Raw genomic sequence first — 24584 nt, forward strand, 5'->3', positions numbered from 1 at the left:
TTACATCGTAGGTGAAAAAATAGTAGGACAATAAAAGGTAGTATATTTTTCTGCTGGTAGGTAATAAATATCTATCATAAAATTTTTACAGGTTAGCTCATCTAAAAATACATTAATATTTTCTTTAACTGACCAGTCATCACTTAGCAATCGTGGGAGCTTGATAAGCAGTCACCTTGACTATGCTATTGCTTCATCTAGATAACTGCCATTGAATGCTGTGAAGTTTTCACGCGAGCAAGCATCCACGAGACTAATTTGTCCAATTAAAAATACACACCAATTTGAGCGACGACCGAATCAGATGCCTGGCCTGTGCCTACTGTGTTTAGATTAACCACACCCGGTGGAGCAATACCATTTGCAAATTGGTTGCGCCTATAGTCGATGTCATGGCGATATTCTAAACTTTCTACGGTATCTTTCCAAATGGAAATATTAAATACGCCAGCGAGCCGTTGTTGCGGTAAATTTAATGCTAACGCTTGTTGGGTCCATTGATAGCCAAGGGCGAATGAAGCCGGCTTATTAAATGCCATAAAGGTGACCCCTGCTTCCAATTGCCCTGCTTGTGGCCTTGCCCCATGCCCATTAAAACTTAAATCCTGCGGGCTAAACGCTTCACTAGCAGCAACCCACTCAGCCGTAAAGTTATACCGATCAATACTTATTGTTCCATGAACCCCTACCCCCGGCACCTTATGTACTGCTTCACTTCCATTAGTAGGTGAGCCAAATCCACCAAAGGTGGTACCTGGTGAAGAACCCGTATCTTGCATACCAGCTGAATCAGCAATGGAGCCAATATAGCTTGCACCAATCTCACCATTAATATTGCCGTTGTGAATAGCATAACCCGCATTAACACCACCAACACCCGAATGACCATCGGTAGTATCTGATTTAAAGCCATAAACTGCAGCAAAAGGCCCAGAGGCAGTTTGTGATTTATAGCCAAATATAAACGGTCTTGATTTAGTACGAGTCAGTCTTAAGGGTAGCGGGGAACTAATCATAGAGCTTGAATATCTTCCAAAGGGCACATAAAGCTGGCCAGCTGTAAAGTAATAAGGAGTAATATCCAGATTACCGATATTAACGAAGCCCTGATTTAAGAAAAAGGTTGAGTTTTCTACCCTTGTTCCACCAATTGCCGGAGGAGTGTCATCATAGGCAATTGACATAAATGCTTCGACCTTATCATTGAGTAAAGCCGCCACATCAAGTTCACTCGAGCCTAAGTTTAAATCACCGCTGGTATTGCCGATATAGGGACGTGTAATATCAGCAACAGGTTCAGCCTTTCCACTCAATGCAATAATAGGGATATTGGGAATGGGATAACCTATTTGCTCATAAGCCCTATAGACACGACGTCGCTGCTCCATTAACCGAATATCTCGATTAATACTGGAGATGTTCACGATATAATCTGAGCCATCAAAAGCGGGACGCTCACCCGTGTAAGGCGAGGTGATCACGGGTGTTCCGGCGATATAAGTAACTACTTCATTATCAGCAATGAGTGCCGTGGGGAAAAAACTGCTGGAATGGGGATCACCATCTATGGTGTGAACAAGTACGTGCGCTGAATGGTATTTTCCTTTTACCCTTTCAGATTTGATGGTTCTTTCAGAAGAGCCAGAAACACTAGTTGTTGCTGGTGTAGTTGTTTGTTTATTAGCAATTTTTTTGCTAATAATTTGCTTCGGTTTTTCTGCAGTTTCTGATACTAATTGTTTTTGTAAACGATTAAGTTGTGTTTGCAAAGCTTTTGTTTGTTCTTGTAACCTTTGAATTTCTTTTTGTAACTCTGCATTGCTTGCAGCGTAAAGCGGTGCTGAAATAGCGACCATAGCCATTATTAATGCTCTCTGTTTCACGCGGGGTACTCCTGGCTGTTTTTTTTGCTTCCTGATTATTTATCGACGTGAATTATAACGTGCATTGATCGCAGTGGCCAGTGTTTGTGCATAATTTTGTGGGTTGCTTCGATTACATCTGCGTCCTACACGCTGCGGCTTGTTTGCGGAGTCTAGTATTTTAGCGCAGTGTTTCTGGATATTGCTGACAAGCAGTGGTACGTAGGAGCAGGCATTTAGAAATTAATCATTATAAAAAAAGCCCTTAAAGGGCTTTTCGAAAATGTGAGGTCTTTTAAATATTGCCGACCCATTTTACTCCGAGGTAAGGACCATAAAGACCGAAATCAGTGTTTTGTAAACAATTGCAGTTAAGATCCATCGCATGTAAAGCATCAAAGTAGTTAATCACTTGATAGCCACCCTCAATATTCAATGTGCCATAAGCCATTTCATGCGCATAATTGACGCCAAGCTTCGCCTCCAAACTGGGGACAACCGATTTTTTACTGGCATAAATATTCACAGCAACCAAGCCGGAGGGAGCAAGGATAATGCTATTATTGTAGCGACTTGAACCATATAGAATGGATGCAGCACCATTTGCTGTAAGGCTAAAGCCATTGATGAGATCATAAGAATAATCGATACCAACAACTGGACCAACCCCATTAAAATCAGCATCTTCGTCTCGAGTAAAACCGGCAGGTGCAATGATCGGTAATGCTATGCCATAAGCATGTTCAACATCACCTCTAATTCGCGCATACTGTAAACCACCATAGAAACGGGCATTTTTCACCATTCCCATATCGACATGTTGTCCCATCACAAGATTGACTTGATCAAAGCGAGTATCTAGTGAAAGAGCAAAGGGGAACAACACTTCACTAAAGGGGGTAATACCAGCAAAGTTATGATGATCGGACTCATTGTCAAAATGAACCCAGGTCATGGTAATGTCATTACCTGTATTAAAATGGTAGGAACCTTCCAGACGGTAGCCCCAATCCCAATCTTCATCGACTTCGCGAAGAGCACCCGCTGGAGTATATTCATAACCACGATGAAGGCTATAAACGGGTTGCAAATAAAGCCCTTGCACACCAATATCCCATTTTTTAGCTTCACAAGGTACGGTCACATCGCCAGGAACACAAGTAGGTCCCATGCTTCCCGCTGATACCAAACTACTTACTGCCAAGCCAAGAATAGCGAGGGTTATTTTTTTCAACATTGATCACTCCATCTATCAAAAAAAAGCCCATCAACAAGGATGGGCTTAGTAAGACATATTCCGGTTTTTGGGTAATTAAACGTTACCAACCCATTTCAAACCAGCATAAGGACCTTGTAAGGCAAAGTTAGACTCATGGCTCAGACCAGTAACTGGGCTGATGCGATGGTTAGCATTGAAGTAGTTAACAAACATCCAGCCAGCATCCAGAGTCAAATCACCTTGTGCCATAGCATAAGTGTATTTAGCACCCAGTTTAGCTTCCAACTCAGGAACGATTGTTGTTTTAGAACCAGAAGTAGTAGCTACTAAGAAACCGCCTGCACCAAATGCACCGTTGAACTTAGAGTCACCAACCAGAATTGCAGCGGCACCATTTCCGTAAATAGCAAAGCCATTACCGAAATTGTAGGTCATGTCCATACCAGTACGAGGACCAAAGCCGTTGAACTCGTGATCACCAGTTACAGAGAAACCAGTCAATACAGAAGCTGGTGGAATGTAACCAGATGCAGTCAGTTCATGTTCGATGCGAGCATATTGAACACCAGCATGGAAACGGATGTCTTTGAACTCACCGAAATCAACGTGTTGACCGAATTCTAAGTTAACAGCATCCCACTTAGGTTCGAAATGATGGCTACCATAGAAAGGACCGCCAACGCCATCAAGGAACACACCAGCAAAACCAGTGTCAGTATCTTTGTTCCAGTGGTACCAGTTCAGGTTCAAGTCGTTACCAGTATTAAAGTGGTAAGAACCTTCTAATTTGAAGCCCCATCCCCAATCTGGATCTAAATCACGATAGTGAGTAGTAATACCATCTGGAGCAGTTATGAAAGGATAGTCGAAAGAGGCATCATATGCTGGTTGCAGGTACAGAGCATACACACCGAAGTCCCAAGCTGTTCTTTCGCAAGGAACAGTAACATTACCAGGGGTACAAACAGGACCCATGGTACCAGCAAATACTGCACTGCTACCTAAAGCAAGAACAGCTACCGCTGTTTTTTTCAGATTTAACATGCTTCATCTCCACTTTTTTATTATTAATTTCCCGTTTAGCCGTCAAACCACAACATGGTGTTGACTATAGTACGCAATCATCGCTCTATCCGAGAACGTACATGGTCAGATTATCAAGCGCTACTTTGTCAAAGTCAACACTATTTCCACAAAAATTCTCTATAAATTCGATAATTTAGTTGACCCAATAAACAAATTTGCCACTTCGACACCCAAACAAGCTATTTTTTAACCACTTGCCTAATTATCAGATGACAAAATTTTTTATTCTTAAAAGATCAATCGGAAAAATCAAAATTCTTCACTAAAATCATCTTAATGAAGAGAGAATTTTTCTAATTAGTAACCTGACTTATTTTCTGACTGTAACAGATAAAAGGTTAAAGGTGAATTTTTTTTTGATTAATTTCAATTATTTGATTTAATTATCTTTACGACAGCCCGCCGATTTAGTGTTCTACCGGCTTCCGAATCATTAGGGGCTACTGGATCTTTAATGCCATACCAGGTTACCGCTAAACGCTCAGCACTCACGCCCTGGCTTTGTAAGTAATTGGCAACTGCTTTGGCCCGTGCCTCTGATACCGCATTATTATAGGATTTGCGCCCGGTCTCATCGGTGTAGCCAGCTATCTTAATTTTCTTCACTTGGTGATCAGCACGAAAATAAATGGCTACTTTCCTCAATTGTACTTTTGCTTCATCATTTAATTCAAAATTATCGGAATCAAAATAGATAATACTGGTTTTAACACTTTCATAATCAAAAGGAAGCAAATTACTCAGGCAGTGCTGATATTTGGCATAGACTGGTTGAAATCGAATAGGTGAAAGAGCAACAGTCACAGGAAATCCTTCCTCGGATTGATATTCAAATTTGGCTTGGAAACCCTCTGCCAGATAAGTTAACATCTTCAAAGTCGGTTCACGTGGTAAATAAAGACCATATTGGCCAGGATTGACCGTAGTTTTACTAATAAAATAAGATTTACCATAAGGTTTCCAGACGGGAGGGGTTGCATAGACAACCGCTGGTAATTGCTTTTGCACTTGTTGCCATTTACTTAAAATAAAGTGTGGGGATTTGGCTGCATACTGTTCGAAATACGCAATTCCATAATTAGGAACAGTCAGTGCCAAGCCGCACCGCAATTTATTGCCACTCATTCGCCAATTTTCATCACCCATGGGACTGGCATAATCAACATGGACAATGGCATAGGCACTTACAGGGAGCAGCCAGCATAACATTGCAATTCTTAACCAACCTCGTATGACAGACTGTATGGATGTCATTTTTTGCTCATCCCGTCTCGCAAATTCATGTTATGCTTCAAATATCGGCAAATTTAGCGGAACCTTTATTTATGGAATGTATTACGATTACACGCCCTGATGATTGGCATGTTCATTTTCGTGACGGAGACTATCTAAAAGATACTGTCCCTGCGACAGCGCAACATTTTTCACGAGCACTGGTTATGCCCAATCTTAAACCAGCACTTACTACCATTCATGATCTTATCGATTATCAACAACGTATTCTTTCTGCTTTACCCAAAGCATCGACATTTTCACCTTATATGACGATCTATCTTAACGAGTCTGTTACGGCTGAAGAGCTAGCCCGTGTAAAACATTACCCTTCCATCTTGGGTGCAAAGCTTTATCCTGCAGGGGCAACAACGAATTCTGAAGCAGGTGTTAATTCTTTACGCGCCCTCTATCCTTTATTTGAAGTGATGCAAACTGAAGACTTAGTCCTGCAAATTCACGGGGAAACGACACAAGGTGATATTTTTCATCGTGAAGCAGCGTTCATTGACAATGATTTAATGCCCTTAATCCGTAATTTCCCCAAGCTACGCATTATCCTTGAACATATATCAACTAAAGCCGCAGTAGAATTCATTCAACAAGCACCCGATACGGTCGCAGCCACAGTGACGGTGCATCATTTAATGTATAATCGCAACCATTTATTAGCTGGTGGAATTAAGCCTCATTATTATTGTCTGCCTATATTAAAACGAGACACCGATCAGCATGCTCTGCGAACAGCGGCAGTAAGCGGCAATCCCAAATTTTTTGCCGGTACCGATAGTGCCCCTCATGCAGTAGCCAGTAAACAAAGCGCTTGTGGCTGTGCCGGTATTTTTTCGGCTCCGTATGCAGTGGCTTTGTATGCCCAAGTTTTTGAAGAATTAAATGGTTTACACAAACTGGATGCTTTTTTAAGTCGTTTTGGCGCCGAATTTTATCAATTACCGTTTAATAAAGAGCAACTCACTTTAAAAAAATCTCCCCAGCTTGTACCTGCAATACTTCCCTTTGGTGCAGATAAGGTTATTCCTATTGCTGCTGGAGAAACCTTACCATGGAGTATTCATGACGCTGCCTGATAGTATTTTTTGCTCGCAATTTAAAGAAAGATTTCGAGGTTTTTTGCCGGTAGTCGTCGATTTGGAAACAGCCGGAGTCGACCCTTTTAAAAATGCGCTTCTTGAAATGTGCATTGTTCTCATCCAAATTGACAGTGAGGGTATTTTTGCCCCACAAGCGACCTATTTTGAACACATCCTTCCCTTTGAAGGCGCAGAGCTTGATAAAAAATCACTTGACTTCATCCAAGTTGACCCTTATCAACCCCTAAGGTTTGCCATTGAAGAAAAAGAAGCACTAAAAAATCTTTTTGCACCTATTAATCGGGCACTGAAAGAACACCAATGCCAAAAGGCCGTTCTCGTCGGACATAATGCCTGGTTTGATTTACTCTTTATAAAAGAAGCCGTGAAGAGGACTGGCGTTAAATCCCCCTTTCACTCCTTTACCTGCTTTGACACAGCCACTCTTTCAGGGCTTATTTACGGACAAACTGTATTGTCAAAAGCAACCAAGGCTGCAGGAATTGATTTTAATGCAAATGAAGCACATTCAGCGGTTTATGATGCAGAAAAAACAGCAGAGTTATTTTGCACCATGCTTAATACATGGCGCAAAATTCATATGAATTATTATAAGTCATCTGAATGAGAAGATAGGTATTCTGCAACTCCTTTGGGAGAGGCCTTCATGCCTGCCTTACCTTTTTGCCAGCCAGCAGGGCAAACCTCTCCATGCTCCTCAAAAAATTGAACCGCATCAATGATGCGAAGGATTTCATCGATGTTACGGCCAATCGGTAGGTCGTTAACGATTTGCGAACGCACAACACCATTCTTATCAATGACAAACGCGCCACGAAATGCTACACCAGCAACCGGATGTTCGACGCCATAAGATTGGCAAATTGTATGTGTCATGTCTGCAGCCATCGTAAAATTTACATGACCAATACCACCGTCTTTAACAGAAGTGTTACGGTAAGCATTATGGGTAAATTGTGAATCGATAGAGACTGTAACCACTTCAACGCCACGACGTTTAAATTCATCCATACGATGATGCAGTGCTATTAACTCTGAAGGGCATACGAAAGTAAAATCCAAGGGATAGAAAAATACCAACCCATATTTTCCCTTTATGGAATCATGCAAATTAAATTTGTCTGTAATTTCCCCATTAGCCAATACTGCAGGTACAGTAAAATCAGGGGCTTTGCGTCCAACTAAAACACTCATCTATGTCTCCTTTAGAAGCGCACCAAGTACGCATATTAAGTTTTAAAGTGCGACAGCTTCACGTAATAACGATTCTAACTCACCTTGTTGATAAAGCTCCGCAATGATATCTGAACCACCAATTAACTCACCTTTTACATATAACTGCGGAAAAGTAGGCCAATCGGCATATTGCGGCAGGGTTTGACGGATATCTGGATTAGCAAGCACATCCACATAAGCAAAATTCACCCCGCAAGCATCGATACATTGTACAGCACGCGCGGAAAAACCGCATTGAGGCATTTTAGGAGTACCCTTCATATAAAGTAGTATTGCGTTATCTGCAATTTGTTGTTTAATCTTTTCTATTGTATCCACTGGGTCACCTGTCATAAAACCAAATAAAATAAGCCAATATTAATTATGGCGAAAATGAGATCAATTCGCAACTCCCTTAAGTAAAAGGGCTTATTAAAGACTTAGTCTAACATTGAATATGTTTACCTTCCTGCTAAACTTAACATTCTTTTAAATTGGGAGACTAAAAATGGCTTTTACACTACCACCACTACCTTATGCTATGGATGCTTTAGAGCCACATATATCCAAGGAAACCTTAGAATATCACTATGGCAAACACCACAGTGCTTATGTAGCCAATCTAAACAAGTTGATTCCTGGCACCGAATTTGAAAATCTTAGTCTTGAAGAAATTATCAAAAAAGCGTCAGGTGGCATTTTTAATAATGCAGCGCAAGTATGGAATCATACTTTTTATTGGCATTGCTTAAGTCCAAATGGTGGTGGCGAACCTACTGGTAAAATTGGTGATGCAATAGGTAAGCACTTTGGTTCTTTTGAAAAATTTAAAGAGGAATTTTCTCAAGTTGCTGCCACCACGTTTGGCTCAGGCTGGGCATGGCTCGTTCAAGATAATAAAGGGGCGCTTAAAATCATAAACACCAGTAATGCAGGCACTCCAATGACAGAGGGTTTAAAGGCTTTATTAACTTGTGATGTATGGGAACATGCTTATTATATTGACTACCGTAACGCTCGTCCTGAATATATTAAAGAGTTCTGGTCACTCGTTAATTGGGATTTTGTAGCGAGTAACTTGGGTTAATTCACCATTCAGTCGCTTTATTAATAAAGGCAACAAACAAGGAGTTTTCATGGCACTAATCACCAGCTATAACCCTCTACCTGTCAGTTTTACGCATGGAGAAGGCGTTTGGTTATACGATGATCAAGGTAAAGCTTATCTTGATGCTTTAAGCGGTATTGCTGTTTGTGGATTAGGCCATGCACATCCCGATGTTACGCGTACCATTCAACAACAGGCCACAAAATTGCTCCATACGTCAAATGCCTATCATATTAAAGAGCAAGAATTACTCGCCGAAAAGTTAACGTCCATGTGCGACATGAAACAAGCTTTTTTTGCCAACTCAGGGGCAGAAGCGAATGAAGCAGCAATCAAGTTGACACGCCTCTATGGCCATAAAAAAGGCATTGAAACGCCATCAATTATTGTGATGGAGAGGGCTTTTCATGGTCGCACGATGGCAACATTAACCGCTTCAGGCAGTCGCAAGGTACAAGCTGGCTTTGAGCCTTTTGTTCCAGGTTTCATTCGAGCCCCTTTTAATGATATTGAAGCCATCCATACCATTGCAGCCAACCGTGATGACGTTGTAGCCGTTATGATTGAGCCTATCCAAGGTGAAGGTGGAATTTATGTGGCCGATGACACCTATTTACGAGCACTTGCCGGGTTATGCAAAAAGCACGACTGGCTACTCATATTGGATGAAATTCAAACAGGGAATGGCCGAACCGGTAAATATTTTGACTATATGCATTACGGCATTCAACCCGATATCCTTACCACCGCCAAAGGGCTGGGGAATGGCATTCCGATTAGTGTTTGTTTAATGGGAGAAAAAGCCAGTGATTTGTTTAAACCTGGCAACCACGGTTCAACCTTCGGTGGCAATCCCTTTGCTTGTGCCACCGCACTGACGGTTTTAGAAGTGATTGAACAACATAAGCTATGTGATCTTGTTACTCATAACAGTGCGATTTTAAGAGAGAAGTTAATGCAGGAACTTGGGGACCATCCTGGTATTCGCGCTCTTCGAGGTAAAGGGTACATGTTGGGTATCGAGCTTGACAGGCCTGCCAATGATGCCAGAGCGATTGGCCTGGAAAATGGGGTGCTTTTTAATGTTACCGCGGACACTGTCATCCGGCTGCTGCCACCTTTAATTATTAGTGAAGAAGAGATTGAAGAATTAGTCTTAAGACTGGCCAAAACAATAATGCAATTTTTTGAAAAAAATAATAATGGATAAAATCATTGCAGTACGCAGTTTACAACCCGATGACTTAGCGACTGCTGTCGCCACTTTAACAAAAGCTTTCGCAAAAGACCCGGTTATGCAATGGATCTTTGGCGAAGATTATCAGCTAAAAGCACCAGCAATGTTTGAAGCAATTACACGTTATTGTATGTTATATGGTAAGGCCTTTTGTACAACTGGCATGGAGGCTGTAGCACTTCGAAAATGCCCTACCGATAAAAAATTTTCCTGGTGGAAAGCATTTCGTGCTGGCTTTTTCACCCTCCCCAAAGCCATGGGAAATAAAGCATTTAAACGCCTCATGCTGTTTGATGATTTAACTCAAAAAGAACGTAAAAAACATATGGGTAACAACTCCTTTTGGTATTGCTGGTGTCTTGCCACACAACCCGATTATCAGGGAAAAGGTTACGGTACTGCCTTAATGAACTACACTTTTGACTTGGCAAAGCAAAGTGGTTTTCCTTGCTATCTGGAAACTGCAACCGCTAAAAACCAGGCTCTTTATGAAAAAAATGGTTATGTGAAATTGTCTGAATTTTATTTACCAGACAACGAGGTAAAAATTATCTCAATGCTTAGGGAGTAAACGTGTCTCATAGCCTTCCGCTAATCACAACAATAGCTACAGCACTTGGGTTAGCATTAATTTTGGGCTTTATTGCGGTAAAACTGAATTTGCCCGCTCTTGTGGGTTATCTCTTGGCAGGGGTTTTCTTAGGCCCTTTCACACCGGGCTTTGTGGCTAATACTGAAATTGCAGCGGAGCTGGCGGAAATAGGAATTATGCTACTCATGTTTGGTGTGGGACTTCATTTTTCGCTGGGCAGTTTGCTTGCAGTACGTAAAGTTGCTTTGCCGGGAGCTTTAATTCAAATTGTTGTAGCCACGCTGCTTGGTGCAGGCATGGCGATGATGTGGGGATGGGGATTAGGTGGGGCATTCGTATTTGGCCTGGCCTTATCCGTGGCCAGTACAGTGGTATTAATAAGGGCACTTGAATCTCAAGGAATACTGGATTCTATTAGCGGCCAAATTGCTGTAGGTTGGTTAATCGTTGAAGATTTGGCCATGATTCTTGTTTTAGTCTTCTTGCCTTTGCTACCTGATTGGATGAGAGCTAGTGCAAGCTTAGGACAGGAAAGCCTCTGGCTAATTTTGGCTATCACTCTATTAAAGATCACAGCCTTTATAGTACTAATACTATTTGTTGGACGTTGGGTATTTCCCCGATTATTATGGCAAATAGCACGCACTGGCTCCCGGGAGCTGTTTACTTTATGCGTTATTGCTGCTGCAGTATGTATTGCTTATATCGCTTCCCAATTATTCGGAATGTCTTTTGCCCTGGGCGCATTTTTTGCCGGGGTAATCATGAGGGAGTCCAAATTCAGTCAGCGTGCAGCCGAAGAATCGTTACCGTTTCGTGATGCCTTTGCTGTCTTGTTTTTTGTCTCAGTAGGGATGTTGTTTAATCCTCTTATTCTTATTAACCAGCCACTTAAAGTTTTAGCAGTCGTAAGTATTATTGTTGTTGGTAAGTCAATTGTTGCTGCTATTTTGGTGCTTGCGTTACGATATTCACTCTATTCCGCACTGCTTATTTCGGCAAGTCTGGCGCAAATCGGTGAGTTCTCATTTATCCTCGCTGGCCTTGGCGTTAATCTGGGCTTATTACCCCGGGAAGGCCAGGAATTAATCCTTGCGGGCGCTTTAATATCAATTGCCATGAATCCACTACTCTTTAAGGTAATCAAGCCTTTTCAACACTGGATAGGCTCCAAATCAACATGGATGCAACATTTTGCACGCAAGGAAGATCCTTTAAGTGAATTGCCAATCGCTACCAAAGAAGAATATTTATCTAAACAAATTATTTTAATTGGATATGGGCGCATAGGACACCATATTGGTCAAGCACTCTTGCAACAAAAACTACCTTTTGTCGTTGTTGAGCAAAATCGTGGACTGGTCGAACAGTTAAGAAAGAAAAAATTGGCCGCTGTTTTCGGTGATGCATCTGAATCCAGTGTTTTGATACAGGCACACATTGCACGGGCAGGAATGTTGATTATCACTCACTCTGACCTCTTTAACACAAGGCAAATAATGAGTATTGCACGTGCGCTTAACCCTAAGATTGAAGCAGCCATTCACGTTAACAATGAAGAGGAGGTTAAGTTACTTAAAAAAGAAATGGATGGGATGTTTTTTTACTCTGAAAAAGAATTGGCTAAAAATATAAGTCATTTCATTTTTACGCGCTATGGGTTAAGCTTACCTGAAGGCATGGACAAATAAAGTATAAAGTACAATCCCTGTCGCTTCCAATGCAATCCCTTGTCAATTTGACAATTAACCAACTAGCGCAGAGGCATTATAGTGCTTACTTCACGGTTTTAATATACGTAAAATTACCCATTTATTGCTGTACCCGGCGTTGTCGTACGACTTCATACAAACAAACACCCGTCGCAACCGATACATTTAAACTCTCTACACTACCTAACATAGGCAAGGCAAACAAGCCATCGCAATGCTCTCGGGTCAAACGTCGCAAACCTTCCCCCTCTGCCCCCATAACAAGAGCAAGTGAAGTTTTACAATCAAGGGTATAAATACTCTCCGTCGCCTCTCCAGCAGCGCCATAAACCCAAACACCTTCCTGTTTGATAATTTCCATAGCCCTAACCAGATTTGTCACACGCACTACAGGGATTGATTCTGTTGCCCCACAGGCAACTTTGGTTACTACTGGTGTAATGCCGGCGTTTTTATCTTTGGGAATAATCACAAAATCAACACCTGTTGCATCGGCTGTGCGTAAACAAGCACCAAGATTGTGAGGATCGGTAATACCATCAAGAATTAAAACAAGGAATGGTTTTTTAGCATTTGCCAACAAACTCAGCAGATCATTTTCATTATATTGGGGTAAATTTCCAGCACTGGCAACAATTCCCTGATGCGTAAATTCAGCAAAACGTTGATGCATTTTTTGCACCGTTAGCCTTTCGATAGGAATCCCTTTCTGCTCTGCCAAATCAAGAAGCATTTGCAATTTTTTATCCAACCGCTCCTGGCTAACGTATAATTTTTTAGTGGGGCGATGAGGATTTACTAATAAAGCATGAACAGCATGTAAACCAAATACAAAATGTTCACTCATGCTTAGTCTCATTTTCTACAGGCTCAAAATCAATTTTACGTTCATCAAGATCTACCCGGGCTACCATAACGGTCATCTTATCTCCCAAGCGGTAAACCTGACCACTACGTTCCCCGACAAGGCGGTGTTTGGTCGCATCGAATGCATAATAATCATTTCGAAGCGAAGTAATATGCACCAGTCCTTCTACATAAATATCATTTAATTCCACAAAAATTCCAAAACCAGTCACTGCAGAAATGGTCCCTTGAAATACTTGCCCCAATTTATCCTGCATGTATTCACATTTAAGCCAGGAAACCACTTCACGTGTTGCTTCATCAGCACGCCTCTCAGCGGCAGAGCAATGTTTGCCTAAACGATTCATCTCTTCCTCGGTGTAAGCAAATTCACCCACCTCCTGCTGGTCAATGAGATGTCCTATCGCCCGATGGATTAATAAGTCAGGATAACGACGGATAGGTGAAGTAAAATGAGTATACGCAGGGTAGGCAAGGCCAAAATGACCATCATTTTCTTCCACATACTGGGCTTGTTTTAACGAGCGTAACATGACCGTTTCAATAAGATGTTTTTCGGGTCTATTTTCTATCTCAGCCATCGTTTTTCGAAAATCTTTAGGGTGAGGTTTTTTACCACCACCAAGCCTTAACCCCAGCTCACCAAGAAAAAGTCTCAGCGCATTGATTTTTTCCTCATCAGGCAAGGAGTGAACACGATAGAGGGTGGGGATGCTAGCTCGTTCTAAAAAGCGTGCAGTCGCCACATTTGCAGCCAGCATACATTCTTCTATCAGACGATGGGCATCATTACGAATAACAGGTTTAATACGTTTAATTTTCCTATTTTCATCAAATTCAATACATGTTTCTGTTGTATCAAAGTCAATAGCACCACGATCCTTCCGTGCTTTTAATAAGACGTTAAATAGACCATACAGTGAGTCTAGCGCCGACCATAATGCTTCATCAATACCGCTTTGTTGTTTATTTTCCAGCCATTGCCCCACTTTGGTATAGGTGAGACGAGCATGGGAATGAAAGACAGCTCGATAAAACCGTGAGCGTGTTATTTTACCTTCTTCGGAGATTGCCATTTCTGCCACCATGCATAATCTGTCCACATGGGGATTTAATGAACAAATGCCATTGGATAAAGCTTCTGGTAGCATAGGCACCACCTGGCCAGGAAAATAAACAGAATTGCCTCGTTTTGCTGCTTCCTTATCCAAAGCAGAATCTTTTTTAACATAATGACTTACATCAGCTATAGCCACATAGAGTTGATAGCCCCCCTTAGGTTTTTGGTAGCAATAAACTGCATCATCAAAGTCCTTTGCGTCTTCCCCATCGATGGTCACAAAAGGCAAACTCCTCAAATCCGTTCGACCCACCAATTCTTTTTCATCCACATGCTGTGGGATTTTGGCAACTTCCGTCAATACTTCTTCGGGCCACTGGGAGGGAATGCCATGTGCAAAAATAGCAACGTCAATTTCCATTCCAGGTGCCATATGGTCACCCAAAATATGAATTATTTTACCAATAGCTTGGTTACGTTTTGTTGGGAAAGCGACTATTTCGGCCAAAACCATTTGGCCATTTTTGGCATCTGCGGCAAATTCCAATGGGACAGAAATGTCATGCAACAACCGCTTATTGTCCGGAATTACAAAGCCTACTCCATGCTCTGTAAAAAAGCGGCCAACAACACTTTGATTGGCATGCTCTAATACCTCATGAATTTTACCTTCTGCTCTACCGCGTCGATCAACGCCTGTCTGATAGGCCAGGACCAAGTCGCCATGCATTACAGTTTGCATTTCCTTAGCCGACAAAACCATGTCTTCATCACCATCCTCCGGAATAAAAAAGCCAAAACCATCCGGATGTCCCTGCACAGTGCCACGTTGTAGATTAATGCGTTTTAGCAAGCAAAAGCGACCTCTACGGTCTTGCATAATTTGCCCGTCACGTACCATGGCTTTCAGACGAAATCCCAATGCTTCTTGTTCGGTTACATCCTCTATTTCAAGCTTGTTAATTAATTGATTACGGGACATTGGACGCCCGAATTCATCCAATACCTGCATGATTAACTCACGGCTTGGGATTGGAGTCGCGTATTTCTCTTTTTCCCTCTTATAAAAAGGATCCTTGGGTTTTTTACTCACATTCACCACATTGTTTTAATATTATTATTAACAGTCTATCACTTATTCTAAGTCAGGTAATCCAAAACCTCGCCCCCCTAAGTGTTCTGTTAGTGCCGACAAGCTCATATCCTCAGCAGCCCAAAATGTTCCGGAAGACTGCGACGGCATGGTTACAGCAGGCCAGCGACAAACGGATATGACACCCATACAAGGTACCTGCTGTTCATGACCTGGTTTTGATTCAATACAACTTAATTCAAACGATTCTTTATCCAGAGCCAAAGCTGACCAATTACCTGCTTGCAAACGACTGCTCCAACCTGCACTGGCACTTGGGTCAGAAACAGGGTGGGTAATCCACAAATCAGTATTTGATAGATTATGAATCATCACCAACACCGGCTTTTCTGTAGATAGCATCGCGGATTCTTTTACCGAAATTGGCTTACACGAAGCAGGGATAGTCATTTCGGCATTCGCCAAAGTAAAATACAACAATGCTAATAAGCTTACTATAAACTTCATTTATTTCCTCCATCAAGAAAAATTGCTCAAAAGCTAACTTGGCAACCCCTGTTAAGTAAAGTACTCTGTAATAAAAAAATTAAGGATTGTAAATGAAAGGATTCATTTTATTCATTGCCCTTCTATTTTTTCCAGCTTTAAATGCAAAAACTTTGGTAATCGGCGCCTTAATTTATGAACCACCCTTTGAAATGCCAGCCGATAAGAAGAACCACTTCTTTGGCTTTGATATCGATTTAATGAATGAAATCTGTAAACGAATCGATGCAGAGTGTCAATTTAAAGGATTAACCTTTGTGCAATTATTTGAGCAATTATTAGAGGGAAAAATTGATTTGGCAGTGGGTTCCATTTCCATCACCCCCGCAAGGGAAGAGTTATTTTTGTTCAGTTTACCCTATCTTGCCAGTAATGGCCAATATATTGCTTATAACAACTCTTCTATTAATTCTATCGATGATATTCGTCATAAAAAAGTGGGCATAGAAAAAGGGACGGTCTTTAAGGTGGTTACATTGGAAAAATTTGATGGTGATGTTCAAATTATTGAATATCCAACACTCCCTGAGGTTTTTCAAGCCCTGGTAAATGGCAACATTGATATTTTAATGGCTGATAAAGAAACAGCGGAGTATTGGATAGCGAATAGCCCACGACAATTTAAGCTCATAGGCAAACCTATCCCCATTGGAACCGGTTATGGGATAATGGCTAATAAGAAATCGCAAAGTTTAGTGCAGCAAATAAATAAAGCACTGACTGATATGGAAGACGATGGTACTTATTTAAAACTCTATCAAAGTTATTTTGCCCCCATGTCTGAACTGGAAAAGAAAAAAAATACCCAAGCGGCTTAAATGAATAAATCACCTGAAGATATGACAATAGCCACCAAAATGACATAAAATTTAAGCAACGAAGTTAGATTGCTTGTTGATTCATTATGGAAATAGATTCTAAGACCAAACCTCGCAAAATTATTCATGTGGATATGGACTGCTTTTATGCGGGCATTGAAATCCGTGATAATCCCTCTTTAGCTACAAAACCGGTTGCAGTAGGTGGGGCTTCAAACCAGCGCGGCGTGCTTTGCACCTGCAATTACATTGCCAGGCAATACGGTGTCCGTTCAGCAATGCCCACTGCCATTGCTTACCGTCATTGTCCGGACTTGATCGTATTACCAGTTAATATGCCCAAATATCGTCAAATATCAGAATCGATTCATCGGATATTCAAAGAATTTACCGAGTTGGTTGAACCATTAGCCCTGGATGAAGCGTTTCTTGATGTGAGTGAGTCCTCGCTTTACCGTGGCAGCGCTACCTGGATAGCAGAAGCTATTCGTAACAAGATTTGGCAGAAAGAGCAATTAACCGCTTCTGCCGGTGTAGCTCCTAATAAATTTTTGGCTAAAATTGCTTCCGGTTGGAATAAGCCCAATGGTGTATTTGTGATTCGTCCCGAACAGATTTTATCCTTTGTTAGCCAACTTCCGGTTACCAAACTGTTTGGTGTAGGCAAGGTTACTGCAAAAAAATTACAGCATATGAATTTGCATACAGGTGCCGATTTACAAAGATTATCTTTGCCCACATTGATTAATCACTTTGGTAAATTAGGTGAAAACCTTTATTACCAATCACGTGGAATTGACAATAGGCCAGTACAACCTAATAGAGAACGTAAATCGCTTAGCGTAGAAACAACTCTGCTTGAAAATATTAATAATGTTGAATTAGCCACTGCCATTATCACGGAACTTTATGACAAGTTATTAAAACGCATACGACTCTTAACCCCTGATTTAGACATTAAAAATCAATATATCAAAATAAAATTTCATGATTTTAAATTAGCTACTGCAGAAGTAAAAAGCACTAAACCTGAATTAGACAAATTTTATAATCTTTTTTATAAAATAAGAAATGAAACCACCAAATCCATTCGTTTACTTGGACTTGGCGTACATTTTTCTTCAAATAATAAGTCCGTTTCTTTTATTCAACAGTCTTTATTTTAGGTTCAAGGCAAGCAACGGGAAAAAAATTTATAGAGTTCGTAGTGCACATGCAGGGGAGCCTTCAACCGAAACTTGATCCCTAATTGAGGGATTCCTGTCTGGTTCGGATGAGGATAATTTGATTCAGATTAAATTGCCGGCTTTAGTATCAGGCATTATACTATAGAGTTTTTTACTTAATGACTCAAAATATGATTGAATTACAAGTTTCTAAAATTGCCAAATTGCACGAAGACAGCATCATCCAGTGGAAAGCAAAGGACATCCTTTTAAGTCAAACCGGTTTTATGGCTTTAGTTGAAGAAAACCATGCTTTTAATTATCGTTTATGGCATGCCGAGGATAGAGCCAGACGAGAGGATATGGGCTTTGAATATGTCTATCGTGCAAAACGTGAAATCGACCATTGTAATCAACAACGAAATAATCGCATGGAAGCCATGGACGAATGGTTATTCACAGAATTACAACCGGCAGAGCCTTCAGAATGCCCGGTACACTCTGAAACACCGGGGATGATAATCGATCGCTTGTCCATTCTTGCACTTAAAGCTTACCATATGGAGTTGCAAACTCACCGTGAAGGGGCGGATGAACTTCATCAGCAAAATTGTCAACGAAAATGGCAAACCATCCTGGAGCAACAAAATCAATTATTGATTTGTTTGAAAGAATTACTTACACAAATCACCCAACGCAAACGCACGTTTCGAATCTACCACCAATTCAAAATGTATAATGATCCCAATTTAAATCCAGAACTTTATCAGCAAAAATGATTACCAATATTCAGATGTCAAAGCTTTAGGAGGTTCTTTATGGGGTTGCTCTAAGCCACGTAATTGTGGTGCACTATGGGTACGACGTAGCTGAGCTTTGGGGTTCGAAAAAAATCCATACATGGATTGTGTTTTTTCTGTCGGTTTAGAACGACGTTGGAGGGTAATTTGATGACTGGGGGTAATGTCTGGGGTTCTATTATTATTGGTAGGCTTGAATGTGATGTCTTGAATCGTTCTATTAGAATCAGTTATTGAAGAACTATTTTTATCCGAGGAATCAGAAGACAATTGGCGATTACAATCTGATTCCCCTATAGGCGAGGTGGTTACAGTCCCTCCTGTTTCACTGGCATTGACAGTTGAGGGCACACTATCAATGGGGTCTTTACCAAACCCGCGTGCTTGGGCTCTTAAGGCTAACGCTGTACCATGCACCAAGGCACTTAAGACAGTGAGTCCCAACATAATGGGTGTATCATGATAATGACCATCTGCACCGCGTTCCTGAAAACTATTCATGGTAAAATCAACTGCCTTTGATCCTTTGCCTAACCCTGAGAAAAATGAGCGCACCACCTCAAACCATTCCTGGAAGAAAAACTGTGGGGAAGGGTCCACAGCCATGCCGTCGGTGATGGCGGTTTTAATTTTTTCTGGTTTTAATTCAGCGATTTTTTCTTTTATGCGATCTTTCGATTGTTTAAGTAATGTTAATATTTCATTTAAATTTTGGTCATGCGGATTATTAATTGTTTCTACTTCTTGCTTAATTTGGTGTCGATGGGCATGAATAAGGGAGTGCGCTGTAAACGCAATTAAAAGTCCCATGCCCATGCAAATGCAGGTAATAAGTAGTGCCGGAGGAAAGCTTGCAGAAGCCAAAACTATAATTGTCGCCACAGCAAATATTAAACTTGCAAGTGCTCCATAAGCTGCCAAACCATTTTTCATCCCTGCTAATAAAGCAGACGAGTAAGAAAGCGTGGATAATTCGCGCAGGTATGCCCGCTTTTTTTCAAACGCGTCTCGCAGAGAGGTGATGTCTTCGAATAACTCTAGCTGCCCTTGGTAGCTAATAGTTCCACCTGATTGCACGAGCTTAAGAAACTTGGTTTCCAATTCTTTCCCGCATAAGGCCAAATCTATTTTGGCTTGCGTAATCACCAAGCGACGTTGAAAATCGTATTCCTCATAAACGCGTGTAGCAATACACGCTATAAAATAAATGGCACAAAATACGGTCATTGCTAAAAATACTGGTGGTGCCAAAGCACATAATGATAAGACGCCTACATAAAGATAAAGTCCATCCACAATGCCACCATAGGCTGCAGAAAGCAGCATTTGGCGTCTTAGGGCCATTGATTGACGTTTTATGTCGTCGCGCTTTTCCTCTATTTCTGCCAGAGATAAGATGTCGGAATTTTTAATTTGCTCCAGTAATCTTGCATTGGCTTTCATCATGTCTTTACGAGTATTGACGTGATAGCGAAACCACATTCGATTTGCCGCAGATAGAACCCCAAGCAGTAAACCCGCGGGGACAATCATAAAATTTAAGTTTTGTCCGCCAATGAGATTAATAACTTGTGCTGCGCTGCGAAATCCTTTGTAAGCATTTTTTAATCCTTTCATGGTGTCGCGGCAATAAGGCCACACGGTAGCTAAAAAACTCTTGAATTTATTGGCATCATCATCTTTAAAATGATTGGCAAGCATTGCGAAGACGACTAAAGTAACTGTGCTTGTGGCTGCTGCAGCGATGCCTTCTGGAGTGAGCATCCATTCATGCATGAGATCAGAGGTTGAGAGGTTGCCATTCCCATAAAGCAAGTCAAAGGTGTACTTAATCATGCTATAAGAAAGGCTCAAACCGTCCAGCGCCCCAAACATGGCGTAAACAATTCGAAGTTCATGCAATCGTTTTGCAATCAATCGACTTTGAGCATCCATTCTCCCGGCAATTAGATAAATTGAACTAGATTCGGAATTTTCAGGGGTAAGCTCGGTCGTCATACGAATAGAGGCACGGCCTAAGATGAGGAGAATTGTACCTAATTACGACCCAAATGGCAACCATTTTTTCATCTTGAATTAAAATGATACAAAAAGAAATGGCCCATCGCTAATAATATCATACCACATGGAAAAATAAATACTTTTTTAAGCTGTCTTCGGAGTAATAAATTCATAAAATAGGACAATTCTTTACCTCAAACACTAGACTAAACTATGAAAGGTTGCATACATATTATGACTCATTGAACTCTGTGCGTAAGATTACAAATCTGCTAGGATTACAGGGGTTTACATAATGGGAAAAGATTTAATGAGTCTGCGCGGTTTTCTTGTTGTTATTTTATCATCGTTTTTAGGGTACTCCATGGCAGCCAATCAAAAAATTATTTATGGCTATGTTGAAAAAGCAACATTAGTTGATAAAAACATGACTCTTTCGGCAAAATTGGATACCGGTGCAAAATCAGCATCCCTTAGTGCCGTGGATATTCATGAAATTGAAGAAAATGGCAAGGCTTTTTTACGCTTCAAGGTACCCGGAAAACATGATGAAGTTGAATTTACGTGTGAATATATCGGCAAAGTGAAAATTAAAGTCCGGGCTGGCGAGCATATGTCATTACATCCTGTTGAACCCATAAAACGGCCTGTGGTAAAAATTGCAATTAAGATAGGCGATAAAACGCGGACTATCCTTGTTAATTTGACAAATCGCAAACGCTTCAACTATCCCTTGCTTCTTGGTAGGGACGCCATTATCGCTTTTGACGGTCTTGTTGATCCGCAGCATGCATTTCTAATTAAACCTGATAAAAACGAGAAAAAATGAAGTCAAACAAACGCCATGTTTACGGCTTAATTCTTACCTTATTTATTCTTGGCATGGGAGTTTTCCTCTATCGTCATTTAGTACTTGATGTTCCACTCACCGATACGGAAACGGTGAACAGCTGGATGGTTGAAGCCCACTTACGTTTTACTGCTGAAAGAAATATGCCAGTTAAAGCAAGCTTTACCATTCCTTATATGCCTCCTTATTTTGCCATTCTGGATGAATATTTTGTTTCTCATAACTATGGCGTCACTACCAATCTAAGCGGCTATAATCGGGTGACTGTTTGGTCTCTCCGACGAAGTAAGGGTACTCAATCCCTTTACTATAGGGCCATTTTTCGCGAAACGGATAACAATGAATCCTCCTTGGCCAAGCCTCCTGCTGTAAAAGCACAGCCCTTAACAGAAAACCAGACGGCAGCCGTTGAAGCAATCACCAATCAGGTTCGTCAATCTTCAGCAGATATTCAAACCTTTGCCCAAGGTACAATCAAAGAATTAAATAAACAGGATGGTAACGCCAAATTATTGGTTGGCAGCGAGTTTAGCGATGAAAATGTCATTCAAGCAGCCATTGTCGTATTAAACCAGGCAAAAATTTATGCCATGCCTGTTAAAGGTATCTATTTAAAGCATCAAAACAAGACAGACTTTAAATCCTTTATGGTAGTTTATAATGGCAAGGACTGGTTGTATATCAATCCCAGAACAGGCAGTGTCGGTTTTCCTAAGGATTTTCTAGTTTGGCAATATGGTTTTGAACCCGTTTATAGTGTCATTGGCGGAAAAAAACCAATTTTCAATTTGATTGTTTCCCCAACACCTATTAACGCGTTGTCCATTGCAAAAACAAGGGGAGTACAAACTGATTCGCAATTACTTCGTTTCTCCCTGTTACAATTACCTGTAAGTGCCCAGGAAACGTATAAAATTTTACTTACTGTTCCCATCGGCGCTTTTATCATTCTCTTATTGCGTAACTTTGTTGGTTTAAAAACTTTCGGCACTTTTATGCCCGTATTGATTGCGCTTGCTTTTCGCGAAACACATGTCATTTGGGGGATCACCTTATTTGTTATTATTGTCTCTTTTGGACTTCTGGCCAGATTTTATCTTGACCAACTGCGGTTATTATTAGTGCCGCGATTGGCAGCCATCCTTACTGTGGTGATTCTGTTGATGATTTTTATTAGCATAATGAGTCAGAATCTTGGATTGGAATCCGGTTTATCCGTTGCCCTATTCCCTATGGTTATTTTAACAATGACGATTGAAAGGATGTGTATTACCTGGGATGAGCGCGGTGCTTCCGATGCCATTAAGTCAGGGGTAGGTAGTCTTATTGCAGCGGTTATTGCTTATGGCGCTATGAACTATGAACCTATGCAGTATCTGATTTTTGCATTTCCAGAGCTACTCTTGGTATTACTGGCGCTCATTTTGTGGTTTGGTCAATACAGAGGCTACCGGCTTTTTGAATTACTGCGCTTTAAAGCCTTAGGCGGAGAACAGTTATAATGTGGAAGCTCTACCGCCGATTGCATAAGCGCGGGATTTTAAGTATTAATCGCCGTAATAGCGATTACGTTTTAAAGTACAATGCTCGCAAACTTTATCCTTTGGTGGATGATAAATTACAAACGAAACAATTAGCCATCCAAGCCGGAATAGCCGTTCCGAAGCTCTATGAAATCATAAGTACTGAACACCAAGTTAAAGGCATTGATAAAATTTTAGAGCCCTATAAAGATTTTGTCATCAAGCCAGCCCATGGGGCAGGCGGCGACGGCATCCTTGTGATTACCGATCGCGTTTTTGGCCGCTATCGCCAAATTAACGGTAAATTAATGACAAATCAGGAGATTAGCTATCATCTCTCATGTCTATTGAGCGGAGCGTATAGTCTTGGCGGACATGGTGACTACGCGATCATTGAGCATCGTGTCATTGTTGACCCCGTCTTTAAAGAAGTGAGTTATGAGGGTATTCCTGATATTCGCATTATTACCCTGTTAGGCTATCCTGCAATGGCCATGGTTCGGTTGCCCACGCGCCAATCGGGCGGAAAAGCAAACCTTCATCAAGGTGCTATCGGTGTTGGTATTAATTTAGCCACCGGAAAAACACTTGGCGGTGTATTTCAAAATGATCCCATCGATTATCATCCTGATACACTAGCGCCGATTGTGGATATAACCGTCCCATATTGGGATAAAATTTTAGAAATTGCTGCCAGCTGCTATGAGTTAACTGGCCTTGGTTATTTAGGCGTCGATATCGTGCTGGACAAAGATCACGGGCCCTTAATGTTGGAGCTCAATGCACGACCGGGATTGAATATTCAGATTGCCAATCGGGAAGGCGGGCTTACACGCTATCAAAAAATTGAAGCCCATGCCGCAAGAGAAAAAGAAGCCGTTGCCGCAAGAGTAGCTTATTCAAAGCAAGAATTTGCAAGATAACTTGAAAGAATGATCAACCCTTTTTTAGTAAGGATTTTGCACAACTCATATATCCCAGTGTTGTTTTATTCAAATGTGTCCATCTAGAATCCATAGATCCATTTTTTTTGACATCAGCAATGGCCACACCCGTTTCTTCTTTATTTTTAGGATTCATAAAGACTAGGGAAAGATTATGCTTTGCCCTATCGTAAATACCAGTTCCTACATAGAATGTTCCATCATTACACTTGGTAAAAATATCATAAGTATACTTGGTTTTTTTAATATTCATCCTGCAAGAAAATACCGTTTTAGTATCAATTTCTGAGCCTTTACATTTGTATAAGCCAGTGATGTGGCGTGGATAACCATCTGCAAAACAGTTTGACGACATTAGTAAGAGGATTATTAATTTTTTCATTCTCTTAAAATCCATTCCCAGCTCTTTGTACTGTATTCAGTAAAACATGAAACACGTTTATTTAAAATAGGCTAGATGCATCAACGCACCCTTTGATTCTATCAATCTTCCGCCAAAAC

General features: G+C 41.0%; 23 protein-coding genes. 12 read left to right on the top strand and 11 right to left on the bottom strand.

The features are described from left to right. Positions 1-266: 266 nt before the first annotated feature. From Ljam_RS09040 to Ljam_RS09055, 4 genes are all read right to left on the bottom strand, one after another. Positions 267-1883, bottom strand: coding sequence for a FlxA-like family protein (locus tag Ljam_RS09040; protein WP_058449716.1), 1617 nt, complete (start codon positions 1881-1883; stop codon positions 267-269). Between the two features lie 274 nt (positions 1884-2157). Next, positions 2158-3099, bottom strand: a complete 942-nt coding sequence (locus Ljam_RS09045) for an Lpg1974 family pore-forming outer membrane protein (protein ID WP_058449717.1) — start codon at positions 3097-3099, stop codon at positions 2158-2160. A 75-nt stretch (positions 3100-3174) separates the two neighbouring features. After that, positions 3175-4125: an Lpg1974 family pore-forming outer membrane protein gene (locus tag Ljam_RS09050; RefSeq protein ID WP_058449718.1), complete on the bottom strand. Its 951-nt coding sequence runs from the start codon at positions 4123-4125 to the stop codon at positions 3175-3177. Positions 4126-4533: 408 nt separating this feature from the next. Next, positions 4534-5421 (bottom strand): OmpA family protein, encoded by an 888-nt coding sequence (locus tag Ljam_RS09055; RefSeq protein ID WP_058449719.1) that lies wholly within the window; start codon positions 5419-5421, stop codon positions 4534-4536. 71 nt (positions 5422-5492) lie between these two features. Here Ljam_RS09055 and pyrC point away from each other — a divergent pair, with 71 nt between their 5' ends. Together pyrC and rnt are read left to right on the top strand one after the other, a co-directional pair. Further along, on the top strand, positions 5493-6527 hold the full coding sequence (pyrC, locus tag Ljam_RS09060) for a dihydroorotase (RefSeq protein ID WP_058450775.1): 1035 nt from the start codon (positions 5493-5495) through the stop codon (positions 6525-6527). Further along, positions 6514-7158: a ribonuclease T gene (gene rnt, locus Ljam_RS09065; protein ID WP_058449720.1), complete on the top strand. Its 645-nt coding sequence runs from the start codon at positions 6514-6516 to the stop codon at positions 7156-7158. The genes pyrC and rnt overlap by 14 nt, the downstream gene beginning before the upstream one ends. On the opposite strand, the gene Ljam_RS09070 is transcribed toward rnt, so the two are convergent. Next, on the bottom strand, positions 7140-7745 hold the full coding sequence (locus tag Ljam_RS09070) for a peroxiredoxin (protein ID WP_058449721.1): 606 nt from the start codon (positions 7743-7745) through the stop codon (positions 7140-7142). The two genes, rnt and Ljam_RS09070, sit on opposite strands and share 19 nt — an antisense overlap. 42 nt (positions 7746-7787) lie before the next feature. After that, a complete protein-coding gene (gene grxD / locus Ljam_RS09075; protein WP_058449722.1) occupies positions 7788-8105 on the bottom strand; it encodes a Grx4 family monothiol glutaredoxin in 318 nt (105 codons plus the stop codon). Positions 8106-8274: 169 nt separating this feature from the next. On the opposite strand from grxD, the gene sodB reads away from it, so the two are divergent. The 4 genes from sodB to Ljam_RS09095 are packed head-to-tail and all read left to right on the top strand — an operon-like array spanning position 8275 to position 12394. After that, positions 8275-8853, top strand: coding sequence for a superoxide dismutase [Fe] (gene sodB, locus Ljam_RS09080; RefSeq protein WP_058449723.1), 579 nt, complete (start codon positions 8275-8277; stop codon positions 8851-8853). 49 nt (positions 8854-8902) lie between these two features. Beyond that, a complete protein-coding gene (locus Ljam_RS09085; protein WP_058449724.1) occupies positions 8903-10084 on the top strand; it encodes an aspartate aminotransferase family protein in 1182 nt (393 codons plus the stop codon). Beyond that, on the top strand, positions 10077-10682 hold the full coding sequence (locus Ljam_RS09090) for a GNAT family N-acetyltransferase (RefSeq protein ID WP_058449725.1): 606 nt from the start codon (positions 10077-10079) through the stop codon (positions 10680-10682). Before Ljam_RS09085 ends, Ljam_RS09090 begins: the two co-directional genes overlap by 8 nt. Positions 10683-10684: 2 nt before the next feature. Further along, positions 10685-12394, top strand: a complete 1710-nt coding sequence (locus Ljam_RS09095; protein ID WP_058449726.1) for a cation:proton antiporter domain-containing protein — start codon at positions 10685-10687, stop codon at positions 12392-12394. A 121-nt stretch (positions 12395-12515) separates the two neighbouring features. Here the strand turns inward: Ljam_RS09095 and rlmB are convergent, their stop codons facing one another. From rlmB to Ljam_RS09110, 3 genes are read right to left on the bottom strand one after another with little or no spacing between them, the layout of a single operon-like run. Further along, positions 12516-13262 (bottom strand): 23S rRNA (guanosine(2251)-2'-O)-methyltransferase RlmB, encoded by a 747-nt coding sequence (gene rlmB / locus Ljam_RS09100; protein WP_058449727.1) that lies wholly within the window; start codon positions 13260-13262, stop codon positions 12516-12518. After that, entirely contained in the window at positions 13255-15435 is a 2181-nt protein-coding gene (rnr, locus tag Ljam_RS09105) for a ribonuclease R (RefSeq protein WP_058449728.1), read from the bottom strand. The genes rlmB and rnr overlap by 8 nt, the downstream gene beginning before the upstream one ends. 42 nt (positions 15436-15477) lie before the next feature. Continuing rightward, positions 15478-15942, bottom strand: coding sequence for a hypothetical protein (locus Ljam_RS09110; RefSeq protein WP_058449729.1), 465 nt, complete (start codon positions 15940-15942; stop codon positions 15478-15480). Positions 15943-16034: 92 nt separating this feature from the next. Between Ljam_RS09110 and Ljam_RS09115 the strand changes: the two genes are divergently transcribed. The 3 genes from Ljam_RS09115 (at position 16035) to Ljam_RS09125 (ending at position 18744) form a co-directional block, all read left to right on the top strand. Next, positions 16035-16799 (top strand): transporter substrate-binding domain-containing protein, encoded by a 765-nt coding sequence (locus tag Ljam_RS09115; RefSeq protein WP_058449730.1) that lies wholly within the window; start codon positions 16035-16037, stop codon positions 16797-16799. Positions 16800-16885: 86 nt separating this feature from the next. After that, positions 16886-17965, top strand: coding sequence for a DNA polymerase IV (gene dinB / locus Ljam_RS09120; RefSeq protein WP_058449731.1), 1080 nt, complete (start codon positions 16886-16888; stop codon positions 17963-17965). 179 nt (positions 17966-18144) lie between these two features. Beyond that, complete coding sequence (locus tag Ljam_RS09125) at positions 18145-18744, top strand: DUF4254 domain-containing protein (protein ID WP_238583711.1); 600 nt, start codon at positions 18145-18147, stop codon at positions 18742-18744. Here Ljam_RS09125 and Ljam_RS09130 read toward each other — a convergent pair whose 3' ends face one another. Continuing rightward, positions 18745-20700 (bottom strand): AAA family ATPase, encoded by a 1956-nt coding sequence (locus tag Ljam_RS09130; RefSeq protein ID WP_065620188.1) that lies wholly within the window; start codon positions 20698-20700, stop codon positions 18745-18747. Between the two features lie 361 nt (positions 20701-21061). Here Ljam_RS09130 and Ljam_RS09135 point away from each other — a divergent pair, with 361 nt between their 5' ends. From Ljam_RS09135 to Ljam_RS09145, 3 genes are read left to right on the top strand one after another with little or no spacing between them, the layout of a single operon-like run. Beyond that, on the top strand, positions 21062-21595 hold the full coding sequence (locus Ljam_RS09135; protein ID WP_238583712.1) for an ATP-dependent zinc protease family protein: 534 nt from the start codon (positions 21062-21064) through the stop codon (positions 21593-21595). Continuing rightward, on the top strand, positions 21592-23118 hold the full coding sequence (locus Ljam_RS09140) for an inactive transglutaminase family protein (protein ID WP_058449733.1): 1527 nt from the start codon (positions 21592-21594) through the stop codon (positions 23116-23118). Before Ljam_RS09135 ends, Ljam_RS09140 begins: the two co-directional genes overlap by 4 nt. Continuing rightward, positions 23118-24062 (top strand): alpha-L-glutamate ligase-like protein, encoded by a 945-nt coding sequence (locus Ljam_RS09145; RefSeq protein ID WP_058449734.1) that lies wholly within the window; start codon positions 23118-23120, stop codon positions 24060-24062. The genes Ljam_RS09140 and Ljam_RS09145 overlap by 1 nt, the downstream gene beginning before the upstream one ends. A gap of 13 nt (positions 24063-24075) precedes the next feature. On the opposite strand, the gene Ljam_RS09150 is transcribed toward Ljam_RS09145, so the two are convergent. Beyond that, positions 24076-24465, bottom strand: coding sequence for a hypothetical protein (locus Ljam_RS09150; protein ID WP_131762225.1), 390 nt, complete (start codon positions 24463-24465; stop codon positions 24076-24078). Between the last annotated feature and the right edge of the window lie 119 nt (positions 24466-24584).

It is taken from the genome of Legionella jamestowniensis (genome assembly GCF_001467745.1).
GTDB classification, from domain to species: Bacteria; Pseudomonadota; Gammaproteobacteria; order Legionellales; family Legionellaceae; genus Tatlockia; species Tatlockia jamestowniensis.